This window comes from Shinella sp. GW821-FHT11G07 (genome assembly GCF_058808115.1).
Window position 1 is genome coordinate 1 of record NZ_JBXARJ010000027.1, and the last position, 15724, is coordinate 15724.

At 62.4% G+C, this 15724-nt stretch carries 16 protein-coding genes; 7 read left to right on the forward strand and 9 right to left on the reverse strand.

What is annotated here, in order from left to right; translation table 11 throughout:
* Positions 1-86: 86 nt before the first annotated feature.
* From AC1RT2_RS31050 to AC1RT2_RS31090, 9 genes are all read right to left on the reverse strand, one after another.
* Positions 87-1400, reverse strand: a complete 1314-nt coding sequence (locus tag AC1RT2_RS31050) for an aspartate aminotransferase family protein (RefSeq protein ID WP_493108230.1) — start codon at positions 1398-1400, stop codon at positions 87-89.
* Between the two features lie 14 nt (positions 1401-1414).
* Positions 1415-2083 carry a cysteine hydrolase family protein gene (locus tag AC1RT2_RS31055; protein WP_493108232.1) on the reverse strand — a complete coding sequence of 223 codons (669 nt, stop codon included), beginning with the start codon at positions 2081-2083 and terminating at the stop codon, positions 1415-1417.
* Positions 2080-3108 carry a branched-chain amino acid ABC transporter permease gene (locus tag AC1RT2_RS31060; RefSeq protein ID WP_493108234.1) on the reverse strand — a complete coding sequence of 343 codons (1029 nt, stop codon included), beginning with the start codon at positions 3106-3108 and terminating at the stop codon, positions 2080-2082. The genes AC1RT2_RS31055 and AC1RT2_RS31060 overlap by 4 nt, the downstream gene beginning before the upstream one ends.
* A 12-nt stretch (positions 3109-3120) precedes the next feature.
* Positions 3121-4011 carry a branched-chain amino acid ABC transporter permease gene (locus AC1RT2_RS31065; RefSeq protein ID WP_069063518.1) on the reverse strand — a complete coding sequence of 297 codons (891 nt, stop codon included), beginning with the start codon at positions 4009-4011 and terminating at the stop codon, positions 3121-3123.
* Positions 4012-4014: 3 nt separating this feature from the next.
* Positions 4015-4722, reverse strand: a complete 708-nt coding sequence (locus AC1RT2_RS31070; protein ID WP_493108236.1) for an ABC transporter ATP-binding protein — start codon at positions 4720-4722, stop codon at positions 4015-4017.
* Complete coding sequence (locus AC1RT2_RS31075; protein ID WP_493108238.1) at positions 4715-5449, reverse strand: ABC transporter ATP-binding protein; 735 nt, start codon at positions 5447-5449, stop codon at positions 4715-4717. The genes AC1RT2_RS31070 and AC1RT2_RS31075 overlap by 8 nt, the downstream gene beginning before the upstream one ends.
* A 143-nt stretch (positions 5450-5592) precedes the next feature.
* Positions 5593-6762 carry an ABC transporter substrate-binding protein gene (locus AC1RT2_RS31080; RefSeq protein ID WP_493108240.1) on the reverse strand — a complete coding sequence of 390 codons (1170 nt, stop codon included), beginning with the start codon at positions 6760-6762 and terminating at the stop codon, positions 5593-5595.
* A 124-nt stretch (positions 6763-6886) separates the two neighbouring features.
* The gene (locus tag AC1RT2_RS31085; protein ID WP_493108242.1) at positions 6887-7537 is read right to left on the reverse strand and encodes a cysteine hydrolase family protein; all 651 of its coding nucleotides are present in this window, start codon (positions 7535-7537) and stop codon (positions 6887-6889) included.
* Complete coding sequence (locus AC1RT2_RS31090) at positions 7537-8343, reverse strand: N-formylglutamate amidohydrolase (protein ID WP_493108244.1); 807 nt, start codon at positions 8341-8343, stop codon at positions 7537-7539. Before AC1RT2_RS31090 ends, AC1RT2_RS31085 begins: the two co-directional genes overlap by 1 nt.
* Positions 8344-8499: 156 nt before the next feature.
* On the opposite strand from AC1RT2_RS31090, the gene AC1RT2_RS31095 reads away from it, so the two are divergent.
* The 7 genes from AC1RT2_RS31095 to AC1RT2_RS31125 all read left to right on the forward strand — a co-directional run bounded on the left by AC1RT2_RS31095 (position 8500) and on the right by AC1RT2_RS31125 (position 15724).
* Positions 8500-9402 (forward strand): MurR/RpiR family transcriptional regulator, encoded by a 903-nt coding sequence (locus tag AC1RT2_RS31095; protein ID WP_493108246.1) that lies wholly within the window; start codon positions 8500-8502, stop codon positions 9400-9402.
* A complete protein-coding gene (locus AC1RT2_RS31100) occupies positions 9392-10705 on the forward strand; it encodes a type I glutamate--ammonia ligase (protein ID WP_493108247.1) in 1314 nt (437 codons plus the stop codon). The genes AC1RT2_RS31095 and AC1RT2_RS31100 overlap by 11 nt, the downstream gene beginning before the upstream one ends.
* 26 nt (positions 10706-10731) lie before the next feature.
* A complete protein-coding gene (locus tag AC1RT2_RS31105) occupies positions 10732-12045 on the forward strand; it encodes a M20 family metallopeptidase (protein WP_493108249.1) in 1314 nt (437 codons plus the stop codon).
* Positions 12046-12093: 48 nt separating this feature from the next.
* Positions 12094-13308 carry an ABC transporter substrate-binding protein gene (locus tag AC1RT2_RS31110; RefSeq protein WP_493108251.1) on the forward strand — a complete coding sequence of 405 codons (1215 nt, stop codon included), beginning with the start codon at positions 12094-12096 and terminating at the stop codon, positions 13306-13308.
* 68 nt (positions 13309-13376) lie between these two features.
* Positions 13377-14126, forward strand: coding sequence for an ABC transporter ATP-binding protein (locus AC1RT2_RS31115; RefSeq protein ID WP_493108253.1), 750 nt, complete (start codon positions 13377-13379; stop codon positions 14124-14126).
* Positions 14110-14835 (forward strand): ABC transporter ATP-binding protein, encoded by a 726-nt coding sequence (locus AC1RT2_RS31120; RefSeq protein ID WP_069063507.1) that lies wholly within the window; start codon positions 14110-14112, stop codon positions 14833-14835. Before AC1RT2_RS31115 ends, AC1RT2_RS31120 begins: the two co-directional genes overlap by 17 nt.
* Before the next feature lies 1 nt (position 14836).
* Positions 14837-15724, forward strand: coding sequence for a branched-chain amino acid ABC transporter permease (locus AC1RT2_RS31125; protein ID WP_493108255.1), 888 nt, complete (start codon positions 14837-14839; stop codon positions 15722-15724).

Consider the following 15724-nt stretch of genomic DNA (forward strand, 5'->3'; position numbering starts at 1 on the left):
CAAGGAGATCGGTCCGGCAGCCTATGCGGTCGAGATCGACGTGACGCGGCAGGCCTCGATCGATGCCGCGGTTGCCGAATGGCGAGCTACCAGCCGGCAAACTCTGCAAGCAGGCCTTCGTCGACCCGCCCTGCCGCGACATCGGCAAGGGCCTGATCAAGGATGGCGACACCCTCCTGCGCTTGGTTTTCGGTGAGCGTCAGGGGCGGGGTGAGTTCGAGCACGTTGGAGTGGACCCCGACGTAATAGAGCACGAGGCCGAGCTGGAAGGCGCGGTAGACGGTGAGCGCAGTTTGCCGTGCTGCTGGTTCTCGGCTCGCGCGGTCGGTGACGAGTTCGACGCCGAGAGCTAGGCCGCGGCCGCGTACGTTGCCGATCAGCGCCTGGCGGGCAGCGAGGCGGTCGAGGGCCTCGCGCAGCACCGTGCCGGTTCTCTCGGCGTTCTCGACGAGATAGTCGCGCTCGATCGTCTGGAGCACGGCAAGGGCCGCGGCGGCGCAGACGGGATTGCCGTGTACCGTTTGAAGCGAAAAGGCGACGGCGTGGTTCATGATGGCTTCCGGACCGACCACCGCCGAAATCGGCAGGCCACCGCCAAGGCCCTTGCCGAAGACGACGATGTCCGGCTCGATGCCGGAATGTTCGAAGGCGTTGAAGCGGCCGCTGCGGCCGAGGCCGACCTTCACCTCATCCGAGACGAGCAGGATGCCGTGCTTGCGGCAGAATGCTTCCACCGCCTTGAAGTAGCCGTCCGGTGGGACCAGCATGCCGCCGTCCGACTGGATCGGCTCGATGAAGAAAGCGGCCACCTCTTCCGGCGGCACGTCCGTCGCGAAAAGCGTTTCGAGATGGGCAAGTGCTGTATCCTTCGCGGCTTCCGGGCTGCCGGCGGCATAGCTGTTGGGATAGGGCACGAGCGTCAGGCCTTCGGCCCGAGTGCCTTGCTGTGCCGGATGGCCGGAGACGGCCATCGAGCCGACTGTGCCGCCGTGATAGGCGCCGCTGAAGGCGAGGATGCGCGGCCGGCCGGTGGCGGCAACGACCATGCGGGCGACCGTCTCGTTGGCGTCGGAGCCCGAATGGCCGAACCAGACCCGACCGCGGGCGCGCTCTGGCACCAGCGACAGGAGCTTTTCCGCAAGCAGCACGCAGGGCTCGTTTGCGGTCGAAAGGTAGCTGGCGCCCGCCTGGTCCGAGAGCGCACGATCGACCGCCGCGCGGACCGCCGGATGGGAGTGGCCGAGGCTGGCCGCGCCCCAGGAGGCGGCGAAGTCGAGGAGTTGTCGTCCGTCGTCGCCGGTGAGATAGGCACCGCTGCCGCCGACGATCGCCTGCGGGAAGAACCGCAGATGCGCCATTTTCGAGACCGATCGGCTTTCGCGGGCGTAGAGACTGGACATCGTGCTTTCCTCGCCTATTTGAAAAAGGTCAAAACCTCGTCGAGCTGGACGACATGGCAGTAGATCATGTTGATGATCTCGAGTTCCCGCCGGTGCAGTTCATCCGTTGCCGCAGCACCACAATCGTCGACGACCACCACGCCAAAACTTTCGTCGGCGAGGCTGCGCACCGTGGAGGAGACACACTGGTCGGTGAAGATGCCGCAGCAGATGACGTCCTTGATGCCCATATTGGCAAGGATCAGGCGGAGGTTTGTGCCGGTCAGCGCGCTGTCGGTCGTCTTGGTGATGACGATTTCGTCGGGGCGCGGCTCGAGCTCCGGTACGATCTGGCCTTCCGGCAGCTCCTTCGGCAGAAGCAGGTAGTTGAAGCCGGGCTTCTTCTGGCTGAGCGACCGGTCACGGCCATCCGGCTTCTGGCAGGCGATGCGGGCGTAGATGACCTCCACCTTGCGCTTGCGGCATTCGTCGATCAGCCGTGCGGTGTTCGGGATTACGGTCCCGCGCACGCGGTCGTAGAACGGTTGCCAGCGGGCGGTTTCTTCCGGCGTGTCCTTCGGGTCGAGATAGGTGTTCTGGAGGTCGATGACAAGCAACGCCGTCGTTTCCGGGTCGAGCACGATGTCGTCCGGCGCCTCGGCATTGGCGTAGTAGAAGGAACGGTAGGCGGTCTTCCAGCTCATGGTGCGGTTTCCTTCTTGCGTCGGGCGCGGGTGAGGATGTGGCCGATCTCGCGGTTCGGGAAGAGACCGCCGGGTTTCAGGATCATCACGGCGATCATGGCGAGCGCCAGCACGATTTCGGTAAGACCGATGACCTGGCCGGCGCCGACGGACGTGGCGTTCAGCGCCGACTCCGTGCTGCGCAGGCCCTCATAGGCGACGGTGATGAGGACCGTGCCGGCGACAGCGCCGGTCACCGTGTTGGCGCCGCCGATCACCAGCATGGTGACGATCAGGAAGGTCTCCTTGAGGTAGAAGGCTTTTGGCGCAAAGGACGTGATGAAGTGACCCCAGAGCGCGCCGCCAATGCCGGCGATGAAGGCGGCGAGGATGAAGGCACGCCAGCGCAGATGCGGGATGTTGGCGCCGAGGGCTGCGGTCGCGACTTCGTCCTCGCGGGAGGCGCGCAAAAGCTTGCCGGTGCGCGATTCCTTGAAGAGCAGGGCCACGATGACGACGATGCCGGCGACGATGGCGGCGATCGGCATGTCCGTCGTCTTCGGCAGGCCGAAAAGCGTGCGTGGGCCGTTGGTGAAGGCGCTCCAGTTGTTCATGACCGTGTAGAGCACGACGAGCAGCGCGAAGGAGGTGATGACCGACGCCGCATCGGAAAGCCGCATCAGCGGATAGGCGACGACAGCAGCAACGACTGCGGCCAGAACGCCGGCGGCGAGCATCGCGATAAGGGGCGAGACTTCCACCAGCTTCATAAATTCATAGAGATCCGGGAGCGCCATGCCCTTCATCTGCGCCGGGATGGTGAGCACGGCGGAGGTGTAGGCGCCAAGCCCCATGAAGCCGATATGGGCGAAGGACAGCAGGCCGGAATTGCCCATGAAGGTCTGCAATCCGATGACCAGCACCAGCGAGATCAACAGGTTGGTGGCGATGCGGTCATAGAGGCGGATGCCGAGAAGCTGGCTGCCGACGCCGATGACGAGGATGACGCCGATGAGGATGAGGGCGGTGAGATAGGAATGTTTCATGGGTTCCGCTCCTCAGGTCCGCTGACCGCTTGCCGGACCCTTGATGAGGCCTTCGGGGCGCCAGAGCAGGATCAGGATGACGAGGCTGAAGGTGAAGGCGTCGCGGAACTTCAGGAGGTCCTGCGACAGGGTATAGTTGAGCGTCGTGTCGATGAGCGCCAGCAGGAACCCGCCGACGACAGCGCCGGGCAGGCTGCGCATGCCGCCGATGACGGTGGCGATGAAGGCAATGAGCAGCGGCTCCAGGCCGACGCCCGGCACGACCGTGCCGATGCGACCGATCCACAGGATGCCGACCACGCCGGCGAGGAAGCCGGAGAGCGCGAAGGCGGACGAGATGATGAGGTTTGCCGGCACGCCGAGCATGCGCGCCATGGTGAAATTGGTCGCCGCTGCGCGCATGGCGATGCCGAGTGTCGTCTTGCGCATCAGGAAGGCGACGGCGGCGAGCAGCACGATGGAGGCTGCAATGGTAATGAGATTGCGCACCGGCGTGATGGCGCCGCCGATGGAGACGGTCTCGGAGAAAATCTCCGGCAGCGGCACGTTGCGCGGACGGGGGGAAATGAAGAGTAGGGCCGCGTTCTGCAACAGGTTGGAGAAGGCAAACGAGGTGATCAGCACTGCCGTGACCGACTTGGCGCGCACCGGGCGGAAGGCGGCATAGTCCGTGATGATGCCGAAGACGATCGCCATGACGACGGCGAGCACTGCCATGATGATCCAGGGGAGGCCGGAGCCGCTGGTGAGGAACATGGTGTAGCCGGCGACCATGATGAGTTCGCCATAGGCGAAGTTCACCAGCCGCAGGATGCCGTAGATGATGACGAGGCCGAGTGCCATGAGGGCGTAGGCGCCGCCGAGGCTCAAGACGTCGATGACGAACTGGATTGCGAAAGCCATGGGTCAGCCTCCCAGATAATGCGCGCTGAGATCGCTGGTTGCGCGGATCTCGTCGGGCGTGCCGGATGTGACGACCGCGCCGAGCCGCATGACATAGGCGCGATCGGCGACGGCGAGTGCCTGGTTCACGTTCTGCTCGACGAGCAGGATGGTGAGGCCGGACTTTTTCAGCGTCTCGATCATCTCGAAGATGCGTTCGACGATCGCTGGCGCAAGCCCGAGCGAGGGTTCGTCGAGCAGCAACACAGTGGGGCGCGACATCAGCGCACGGGCAATGACGAGCATCTGTTGCTCGCCGCCGGACAGCGTGCCGGCCGGCTGGCGCGAGCGCTCGGCAAGGCGCGGGAACAAGGTGTGCTGCCGTTCAAGGTTCTGCCGATTGCCGGCCTGGTCGCGGCGGTGGATGTAGGCGCCGAGCATCAGGTTTTCGGCGACTGTCAGGTCCGGAAACACGTCGCGGGTTTCGGGTACGGTGGCGAGACCGGCGCGCACAACCTGTTCGGGGCTGGCAGACGTGATGTCCTTGCCGTCGAGCGTGATGGACCCGCCCGACGCCTTCAACGCGCCGGCAATGCATTTGAGCGTCGAGGATTTGCCGGCGCCGTTCGCGCCGAGCAGGCTCACCAGCTCGCCCTCGCCAACGGTGAAGCTGATGCCGCGCACCGCGCGGATCGTGCCGTAGCTGACGGAGAGGTCGCGGATATCAAGCATTGGCCGCTCCCTTGCCGAGATAGGCCTCGATGACCGCCGGGTGGCCGCGGACATGGGCAGCATCCCCTTCCGCGATGGTGCGGCCGGAGGCGAGCACGTGCAGCCGGTGGCAAAGGCGCATGATGAGACCCATGTCGTGGTCGATGATAAGAAGGCCGAGGCCGCGTTTCTTCGGCAGCTCGGAGAGTGTGTGCAGCAAGGTTTCCGTCTCGGCGTCGTTCATGCCGGCCGCCGGTTCATCGAGCAGAAGGAAGCGTGGTTCGGCGGCGAGCGCCCGGGCAATTTCCACGCGCCGCTTGTCGCCGTAGCTCAGGCTTTCGCCCAGCTCGTCCGCCTTGGCCGTCAGGCCAAGTTCGTTCAGCAGGCCTTTCGCGCGCTCGGCGGCGACAGCAAGCGAAGCGCCCTTTGCCAGCGCTGCGGCCTCGACGTTTTCCAGAACCGTCATCGTGTTGAACAGCCGCACGATCTGGAACGAACGGCTGATGCCTTGCAGCGCGATCTCGCGCGGGGAGAGACCAGACAGCCTGGTATCGTCGGCGGTGATCGTACCGCCTGCCAGTTTCACCTGGCCGGTAATGGCGTTGATGAGCGTCGTCTTGCCGGAGCCGTTCGGCCCGATGAGGCCGACGATCTCGCCGGTCAAAACGGAGAGCGACACATGGTCGAGGGCGCGGAGGCCGGTGAATTCCACCGACACGTCGTTTACCGCGAGGCGCGTTTCAGACATGGCTTTTCCGAAGGTGATGGGCCGGTCGCCCCAGCAGCAGGCGTTGCCTGTTGCTGGAGCGCTTTTCGTTTGCGCATAATCCTTTCTTCAAATCGTTCCGATTTAAAGGGTTATGCGCGCAGCCGGCCCGTAAACGGGAACGATCAGGGCTTCGGCAAGGATTCCGGCTTGCGCCATCCGACGAAGGTCGGCTTGCCACCCTTGAGCTCGATCAAAGCCGCGGCCTTGTTCGGCACATGGCCTTCCTCGTTCGTACCGTAATCGAGGTCACCCGTGAGCAGCTTGAACTGGCCGTCTTCCAGTGCCTTGGCAACGGCTGCGCCATCGGTCGAGCCGGCCGCGGTAATCGCCTGGGCGAGCATCATGATCGTGTCCCAGCCGGTCGAGACGAAGGAAGTGTCCGGGTCCTTGCCGAACATCTCCTTGTAGAGGCCGATGAATTTTTCCATTTCTGGATCGGCCCCCGCTCCCATCCAGGTGTGGGTGACGAAATAGACGTTGTTGCCGAATTTCTCGCCGAGCGCTTCGTGCATGGCCGGGTCGTCATAGGCATCGCCACCGAGGATCGGCGCATCGTAGCCGACTTCGCGCAGGGCGCGGATGATCACGCCGATATCCGTGCCGTAGGACGAGACAAAAATCACGTCCGGCTTCTTGCCAAGCGCCTGGAGACGCGCGAGCTGGGCGGAAAAGTTGTTGTCGCCGTTCGTATAGGTGTCTTCGAGCAGGATCTCGCCGCCATCGGCCTTGAACTGTTCGACGAAGTATTTCGACAGCGACTTTGTATAGGCGATGAACTGGTCGGTGACGACATAAGCCGTCTTCCAGCCCTTTTCCTTGACCGCGAAGTCGGCGGCCGTCGCACCCATCGTGGTGTTCCACATGGAGAGCGTGAACTGCTTGTCGCCGAGCGACCACGAGGAATAGAGCGGGTCGGAAGCGCAGGTGGAGATGCCGACGAGGTTGGCGGTCTGCGCCTCGCGGCTGGCCGGCGAACCGAAGTCGAAGTCGCAGGGCGCGACGATGACCTGGGCGCCCTTGTCGATCAGCTCGACGGCGACGTTGCCGACCGTCACTGGATCCGATTTGCCGTCGATGTTGATGAACTCGATCTGCTTGCCGAGCACGCCGCCATTGTCGTTCAGATATTTCACGGCGACTTGCGCGCCATTATAGCCAGGCGTGTCGAGTGGTGCCTGAATGCCCGTCATCGACAGTGCCCCGCCGATCACGATCTTGTCGTCGGCGGCAAAGGCCGTGGTGGAGGCGAGCGCAAAACTCGCCGCCAGAAGCAATGTGGAAGTCTTCATCATGGTCGTTCCCCTTAGTGATGCCTTTTCGGCAATGAATGGATCAGCGGTCCGGCCTTTTTGTTTTGTTGTGCGGCCCGCTTTCGAATGCTCCTCGTTTCCGTCCCGTCGGTTCGCTCCGGGCTTCTTACTGCCCGATTTCCTTCAGGAGATCGTCGGTCGAAATCTGCCGGCAATAGCCCTTGATTGCGCTGAGCGATGTGTTGTGGCGTTCCTCGGAATAGGTGCCGCAGGCATCCGGCACGAGCGTCACTAGGTAATTGAGATCGCAGGCGTCGCGGATCGCCGATTCCACGCACTGGTCGGTGAGCAGTCCACAAAGCACAAGTTGCTTCACGCCGAGATTGCGCAGCGTGTAGTCGATATGCGTGGAGACGAAGACACTCGACGAACTTTTCGGGAAGACGATTTCGTCTTCCAGCGGCTCCAGCTCGTCGATCACCTTGCCGTCCCACGAGCCCTTCGGCACGTTGAAGCCGGTGATCTTGTAGTCGAGGCTGCGGTCGCGGCCGTCCTTGGTCAGACTTTCGATCGTCGTGTGCAGTACCTCGATGCCGGCCTTGCGGAAACCGGCTAGCAGGCGCTGCATGTTCGGGATCGCCACCTCGTGGATGCGCTTGAAATAGTAGCCGTATTTGCCGTCGATTTCCGCGTCGGAAACGTCCTTGAACTCGCCGCCCTCGCGGCGCACGGAAAAGTTCTGCACGTCGATGAAGAGGATGGCGGATTCCGCCGGATCGAGCGGTATTTCGCGGGTGGTGAGATGGTTAGCGGCCATCAGGCTTTTCCTTCGATTCTGTCTGCTGCAAGACGGAGGGGGCGGGCCAGACGGTCGGCCCATTCCTCCTGCCCGCGGGCATCGGTGATGAGATCGTTGCGCACTTCGAGAAGCACGTGCGGAATGCCGCGCCTCTCGCCATGCACGGGGATGGTGTAATCGGAGACGTCGTCGACATGATACGGCGCGTTGAGCTTGACGGTGACGTCCGGATTGGCGGCACGAAAAGCCTCCGCCAGCCGTTCGGCAAGGCGGGCGTCGCGATTGTAGAGCAGGCCGAGTTCAAAATCCCGCACGGCGCCCGTCGCACGCATGACCGGCGTGAAGCTGTGCACCGAGACGAGGAAGAGCGGTTTTCCGCTCGCCTGGCGCTGGTCGAGTGCCACGGCGATCGCCTCGTGCAGCGGCTGGTGGATTTCAACATAGCGGCGGGAGCGATCGAGATCCGTGATGTCGGCGTTGACCGGAACCACCGTGCCGTCGCTTTGCGTGACGATGCAGTCCTTTGCCTCCAGCGGGCGATTGCAATCGATGACGAGACGGCTGTAGCGCTGAAGGATGAGCGCCGCATCGAGCCGCTCGGCAAGGCCACGCGCCACACCCTCGGCGCCGACGTCATAGGCGATATGGCGCTCCATCTCCTCGGCCGGAATGCCGAGATCGCCGAGGGCGCGCGGCACGGCACGGCCGGCATGCTCGCAGGTCAGGAAGATCGGTGAAGAGCCGGCGGAGTTGATCCACTCCACGGGATCGGGGTCGCCCGTCTGCAGCAATCTGGTCGTGTCGCGGCCTGCGAACCTGAGCATGGAATGGCATCCGTCATGCGGCTCGGCGAGGGCCGGGCGCTGGCTTCTTATGGTGAGCAGTCAAAGAAATTTCTCGATCATAGTCAACATAATTTTTCCATTTGACTATTTTTTTTCATAGCGCAATATCCACGCCAACAACGGGAACGAACACCAATGAGCGATGGGAAATCATCGACGACGATCCGAACGAGGATCCGCGAGGCCGCAGCGCAGCTGACGGCGAGCGAGCGCAAGATTGCCAATGCCATCCTTGCCGACTACCCCTTCACGGGCCTCGAGAGTATCCAGGAACTGGCGGCGAAGACCGGGGTCAGCGCACCCTCGATCACCCGTTTCGTCAGCAAGATCGGCTGCAGTGGCTTCCAGGACCTGCAGCGCCAGTTGATCGCCGAGCTGAAGGAGGGGCAGCGCTCACCGCTGGACCTGAAGTCCAGCCAGAAGCCGGTCGGACATTCGGAATTCCTGTCGGAATATGTCGGCCGCGTTTCCGCCGTCATGCAGGAAATGACGGCAACGGTGTCGCAGGCGCAGTTCGACATTCTCGCCGGCCTGCTCGCCGATCCGTCGCGCAACATCTTCCTGCTCGGCGGTCGTGTCAGCGACAATGTCGCCGCGTTCCTGTCGATCCATCTCAGGCAGATCCGCAGCGGCATCTACCACATGGCGGACAACCCGGAATTCTGGCCGGAGCACGTGCTGCGCATGCGCAAGAAGGACGTTGTGCTGCTCTTCGATTTCCGGCGCTATCAGCTCAGCCTTTCGCGTCTTGCCGAAACGATCGCGGAAAAACGCGGCGCGACGATCGTCGTCGTCACCGACAAGTGGATGTCGCCGGCCGCTCGCAGCGCCGATCATATCGTGGCCCTGCCGATCGATGCCGGTACGGCGTGGGACACGGTGGCCGCTGCCATGGCGCTTGTCGAGGCGCTGATCGTGCGCGTCTCCGAGACCGATTGGGAAGCAACGCAAAAACGCATCAAGGATTGGGACGGCATTCGCTTCGAGATGCCGGGCTATGACCAGGACAAGATCAACGGGGACGCAGATGAAACGTGAGGAAATGATGGTTGCCTGCTGTGGCGACCTTTCGGGCAAGGTGCGCGGCAAGGCTTTTCCGTTGGTGCAGATGGAGAAGCGCCTGAAGCGGGGCGTTGGCTGGACGCCAACCAACGTGCAGATCACGTGCTTCGACAACATTGCCGAAAGCCCATTCGGCTCGCTTGGCGATCTCGTGCTGATTCCGGATCCTGCGACCAGCGTCAGCATCGAGAGCGAAGAGGGGGCACCGAACGAAAACTTCGTGCTCGGCAACATCCGCTACACGGATGGCCGGCCATGGGAATTCTGCACACGCTCCATCCTGGAAGCGGCGCTGGAGCGCCTGCAACGGGTGGCGGGCGTCACGCTCTACGGTGCGTTCGAGCACGAGTTCCAGATCAAGCATCTCGTCTCCGACATCGGCAAGGCCTTCACGCTCGGCGGCTTCCAGGAGGAGCGGCATTTCTGCGAGGCGATCATCGCCGCCATGCGTCAGGCGGGGGTCACGCCCGATACGATCCTCAAGGAATTCGGCGCCGGCCAATTCGAGGTCACGATGGGGCCGCAGAAGGGTGTCACGGTCGCCGACCATTCGCTGATCACCCGCGAACTCGTCGGCCTCGTCGCCCGCGAGCTTGGCTACGATCCGACGTTCACCCCGATCCGCGATCCGGCCGGTGTGGGCAACGGCGTGCATGTGCATATCAGCATGCTGGATTCGGTTGGCAATCCGGTCACGTACGATCCGGATGGTAAGCACGAGCTTTCCGATGTCGCCGGAAAATTCGTGGCCGGCATTCTGAAATATCTCGATTCGATCATCGCCATCACCGCGCCGAGCGTCGTCTCCTACCTGCGTCTCACCCCGCATCGCTGGAGTGCCGCCTTCAACAATCTCGGCTTCCGCGATCGCGAGGCCTCGGTGCGCATCTGCCCGGTCTCCGATATCAGCGACATCGCCCGAGCCGCCCAGTTCAATTTCGAATTCCGCGCCGCCGACGGCACCGCCAACCCGCACTTGACGCTCGCCGCGATCATCCACGCCGGGGTGCAGGGCATCGAGGAAGGGCTGGAGGTGCCGGAAGCGACGCAGGAGGACCTCTCGCTTCTGAACGTGGAGGCGCTTGCTGCACGCGGTTACGTCCGCCTGCCGCAAACGCTCGAAGCCGCCCTCCAGCGCTTCAAGGAGAATGCCACAGTTTGCGGCTGGTTTCCGGAAGGCTTTGCGGATGTCTACGTCAAGCACAAGGAAGGCGAAATCGCCTATCTCGCCGGCAAGACACAGAAGGAAATCTGCGAAGCCTACGAGAGTGCCTACTGAGGTAAGCGGGAAAAGGAGGATATTTCATGCACAAGCAGGATGCCATCAAGGCGGTTTGGGACATCATCGACGCGGATAGCAGCCATGTCGTCGGTTTGACACAGGATCTGGTACGAAGCCCGTCCGTCAATCCAAAATTCTTCCAGGATGCCGCGCAGAACCGCGAGCCCGAGGTCCAAAAGCGTTTGCAGGCGGAACTCGAAGATCTGGGCTTCTCCTGCGAGCAGTGGGATGTATTTCCAAACCGTCCCAATCTCGTCGGTACGGTTGCCGGGAACGAGGAGAAGAGCCTTATCCTCTGCGGCCACGTCGATACGGTGCCAATCAGCGATGAAAGCAAATGGACGGTCGATCCCTTCGGCGGAGAAATCAAGGAAGGCAAGCTCTACGGACGCGGTGCGCTCGACATGAAGGGCGGCGTCGCCGCTTGCGTTGCAGCCTATGCGGCGATCCGCAAGGCGGGCCTGACGCTTGATGGCCGGCTTTCGATACATGCCGTCGTTGACGAGGAGGCCGGTGGTTTCGGCGCGATGGATGCGGTAGCCAAAGGCAAGCTTGCCAAATCGGTGCTGGTTGCCGAGCCGACCTGGGGCGACATCCTGCCATGCGAGGGTGGCCTGCACTGGGTGCGCCTGACCATCAAGGGTCGGCAGGGCCACGCCGGCTGGCGCTTCAATGAGGTCTGGCCTCAGCCGGATTCACCAGGCCGGATTCAGCCGGGGGTCAACGCCGTCGAACTCGCCGCTCGCTTCCTGAATGCCTTGCGCGACTATGAAAGCATGCGCTGCCGCACGACCCATCATCCGCTTGTGCCGCCGGGGCTGAACACGATCAATCCGGGCGTGTTGCGCGCCGGCGCTGGCCTTGGCCCGGACGGACTGCCTATGGTGATGGGCAACCCCGCAATCATTCCCGATGTCGCAGTCCTCGACCTCGATTTCAAGTTCCTGCCGAACGAATCTCCGGAGCAGGTGCGGGCGGAATTCGAGGCCTTCATCCATCACTTCTGCCAGCAGGACCGCTGGCTGCGCGATAATCCGATCGCGATCGACTGGTATCTCGCCGATCTCTATTTCCCGCCGATGGACACGCCGGTCGACCATCCGATCGTCGCCTCGCTGGCAAGGCACAAGACGGCGTTGGGCAAGCCCTTCCGGATTCGTGGCTTCGAGGCCGTGTGTGATGCCGCGCACTATGCCGGCGCGGGTGCCGCGGGCGTCATCTACGGGCCGGCCGGCGACGGCCTGCATGGCTTTGACGAATTCGTCACGATCGAATCCCTCGTGGAAGCCACGAAAGTCATTGCCGCAGCGACGATCGATTTTTGCGGAACTAAATAGCCATAAAACAAGGGAACCGAACGCATGCGACACATCACAAGAACATTCATGCTGACAGTAGCGCTGTCATCCGGCGCGCTTGCTGCCTTGCCTGCGCTGGCGCAGGAGAAGATCGCCAGGATCGGCATATTGGCACCAATTTCCGGCGGTGCTGCGGCAGACGGGCAGGACACCCAGCAAGGCGCTACGCTTGCGGTCGAGGAGATTAACGCGGCTGGTGGTGTCAACGGCTACAAGCTCGAAATCGCTGTCGCCGATACGCGTGACCTCGGCCCTTCCGCTGTCACCAGTGCCGTCGAGCGCCTGCTGAGCGACGAAGGCGTCAACATGGTCATGACCGGCTATGCCAGTGCTTCCAACTTCGAGATTGAAGCGATGGCCGAGGCCGGCATGCCCTATTTCCTCGCCGGAAACTCGACACAGACCGCCGATATCATCGCAGATGCGCCGGACGATTTCCCGACGATCTGGTCCTTCGCCCCGTCCTATGATCTTTATGAAACCGGCATCATGCCTGTCATAGAGCGCTGGCAGAGCGAGAAGAAGCTGAAGCTTTCCAACAAGAAGATCGCCTTCATCACCTCCGACAACCCTTACTCCAAATCGATCTATGAAGGCATGATGGAAGATGCCAAGGCGCGCGGTTGGGAAATCACGGCAACGGAAGTCGTGCCGTTCGGCGAAATCAACGACTGGCGGGCGTTCCTCAGTAAAACCAGGCAGGATCCGCCGGCCGTGATCATCAATACGGATTACCTGCCCGGCAACGCGGCGACTTTCACCAGCCAGTTCCTGGAGAACCCGACGCAATCGCTGGTCTTCATCCAATATGCCCCGACGGTCCCCGAATATCTCGAGCTGACCAAGGAGAAGGCGACCGGCATCATCACCTCCACGATGATCGGCGTGCTTCCAAACGAGCGCGCGGCGGCGATAAACAAGGCATACAAAGCGCGCTATGACATTGATGCAAGCACCTATGCCCAAGCGCTCTACGAAATGGTCTACATCTATCGCGACATTCTTGCAGCGGGCGTCGACCCGGCGGATCGGCTCGCGGTCAGCAAGGCGATCGGCGACGTCAAGGATCGCGTCACTGCGCTCGGCATCGTTTCGTTCGACCCCAAGACGCACCTGGCCGTCGCTGGAGACGATTTCATGCCGCTGCAGATTTTCCAGGTCTGGGACGGTAAGCGCGCGCTCCTGTCTCCCGCACGCTGGGCAAACGGCGAGCTCCAGACGCCACCATGGCTGAAGAAGTAAGGTTGCCGGCGGCCGTAAACACGGCCGCCGGACTACCCGATCGTCCGAAAGCCAGCCAGGAGAACCAGATGGCGGCAATTCTTCTCGATGTCGGCAACGTCACCAAGCGCTTCGGTGCCTTCGTGGCGGTGAACGACGTCACGTTCGACGTCCGTGAGGGCGAAGTGCTCGGTATTGCCGGCCCGAACGGCAGCGGCAAGAGCACGCTCTTCAACATATTGACTGGAATCCCCTTCGGCCGCGACGCAGGCGAAATCCGCTTTCGCGGCCAGTCGGTCGAGCGGTTGAAGCCTTTCGAGATCGCTCGCCTCGGCCTAGTGCGCACGTTCCAGAAGGATAGCGACTTCAAGACCCTCTCCGCATTTGACAATGTCATGATGGGCACATGGTGTTGCGGCCCGATATCGGTCTCGCAAAAGCGCGATCTTGCGGCGGCGGCGCTCGATAAAGTCGGCTTCGCGCTCGAACGCTTCCACCTTACGGCCGGTGACCTTTCGGTCTTTGACAGAAAGCTACTGATGATCGCAAGCGCGCTTGTCTCCTCACCGCACTTGCTGATGCTCGACGAACCGGCCTCCGGCCTCACCAAGCCGGAGATTGACGCCCTGCGGGACCTGTTGATCGAGCTCAACGCCGGCGGCTTGACGATCGTCGTCATCGAACATGTGCTGCCCTTGCTCATGGCCGTGGCACAGCGGCTGATCGTGCTTAACGAAGGACGCATCCTTAGTCAGGGCGATCCTCAGGTGGTCGTTCGCGACGAGCGCGTCATCAGCGCCTATCTCGGAGGGCAAGCGAGCCATGCACACGCTTCTTGAAGTCGAAGACCTGACGGCGGGATATGGTGACCATCAGGTTCTGAACGGCCTATCGTTCAAAATGGCTAAGGACGAGAATATCGGTCTCTTTGGCCCCAACGGGCATGGCAAAACGACACTTTTCGAAACGATCAGCGGATTGATCAAACCGGCATCCGGCAAGATCACTTTCGACGGGCGCGACATAACCGGTCGCTCGCCGCGCGACATCGTCGAGATCGGCCTGATCCATGTGTCCCAGGGCAATCGGCTGTTTTCCGACATGATGGTCGGCGAGGTTCTCGCACTCGGTGCCTATTCCCGTCGGGCAAGAGCCCGCATGCGGCAGAACATCGAAATGGTGGAGGCGCTTTTTCCGCGGCTGGCGGAACGGCGCCGGCAGAAATGTGGCACGCTTTCGGGCGGCGAGCGGCAGATGCTGAACCTCGCCGTCGGGCTGATGGCCTGTCCGCGCCTCCTCATTCTGGATGAGCCCACGCTCGGCCTTTCGCCGCGATTGAAGGACGAACTTGCAGCGGCGATCGCGCGCATTGCGGAGGGCGGCATGCCGCTTCTCGTGGTCGAGCAGGATATCGATTTCCTGCTGCGGCTCGCCTCGCGGCTCTACCTCGTCAATCACGGCGTGGTCGCCCGCACAATCGAGGTCGGTAGCGACAGCTTCGGCCATGCCGATGTCATGAAGGAGTATTTTGGGATGACGGGGCACTGACATGGCTGATATCATCGTCTCGATCCTCGTCAGCGGCCTCGTGCTCGGCTCCCTCTACGCCCTGATGGCGAGCGGGTTGTCGATGGTCTGGACGACACTCGGCATCTTCAATTTCGCCCATGGCGTTTCGATGACTGTCGGGGCCTATGTGGCCTATGAAATCGCCCAGCGCCTGGGCCCCGGCCTATGGGTAGGATACTCGATCCTCATCGCGCTCGTCGTCATGGCCGCCATCGGCGCGGCGTTCGAATATCTGCTGATCCGTCCCTTCTATGGCCGCGACGACATGGTGCTCGTCACCATCATGACCACGCTTGCGGGCCTGACTTTCCTGGAAAACGGCGTGCTGACCGTCTGGGGGCCGCGGCTGAAGCAGTTGGAGCCGCTAATTGGCGGAAACATCTCCTATGGATTGGTGAACATCTCCCGGCAGGAGCTGATCATCGTGCTTGTCGCGCCGGTCATCCTCATGGCGCTGTTCTTTGTGCTCAACCATACCCAGATCGGCCGGGCAATCCGGGCGGTGGGGCAGAACCAGAAGTCTGCGCAACTGATCGGCATTCCGGTCACGCGGATGTTTCTCGTCTCCTTCGGGCTTGCGGCAGCGCTTGCCGGCCTCGCTGGCATGCTGCTTGCCGGGGTGCGGCTGATGACACCGACCATGGGCGCCGACCCGCTTATGAAGGCCTTGATTGTCGTGATCTTCGGCGGGCTGGGCTCCATCGGCGGCTCGATCGGGGCGGCCTATGTCATCGGCTTCCTCGAAGCGATCCTCATTTTTACGGTCGGTATCTACTGGACGCCGTCCATGCTGTTCCTGCTGATGGTTCTGGTTCTGCTGTTTAGGCCGCAAGGCCTGTTCGGTGCAAAAAACCCGTCGTCGCTATGA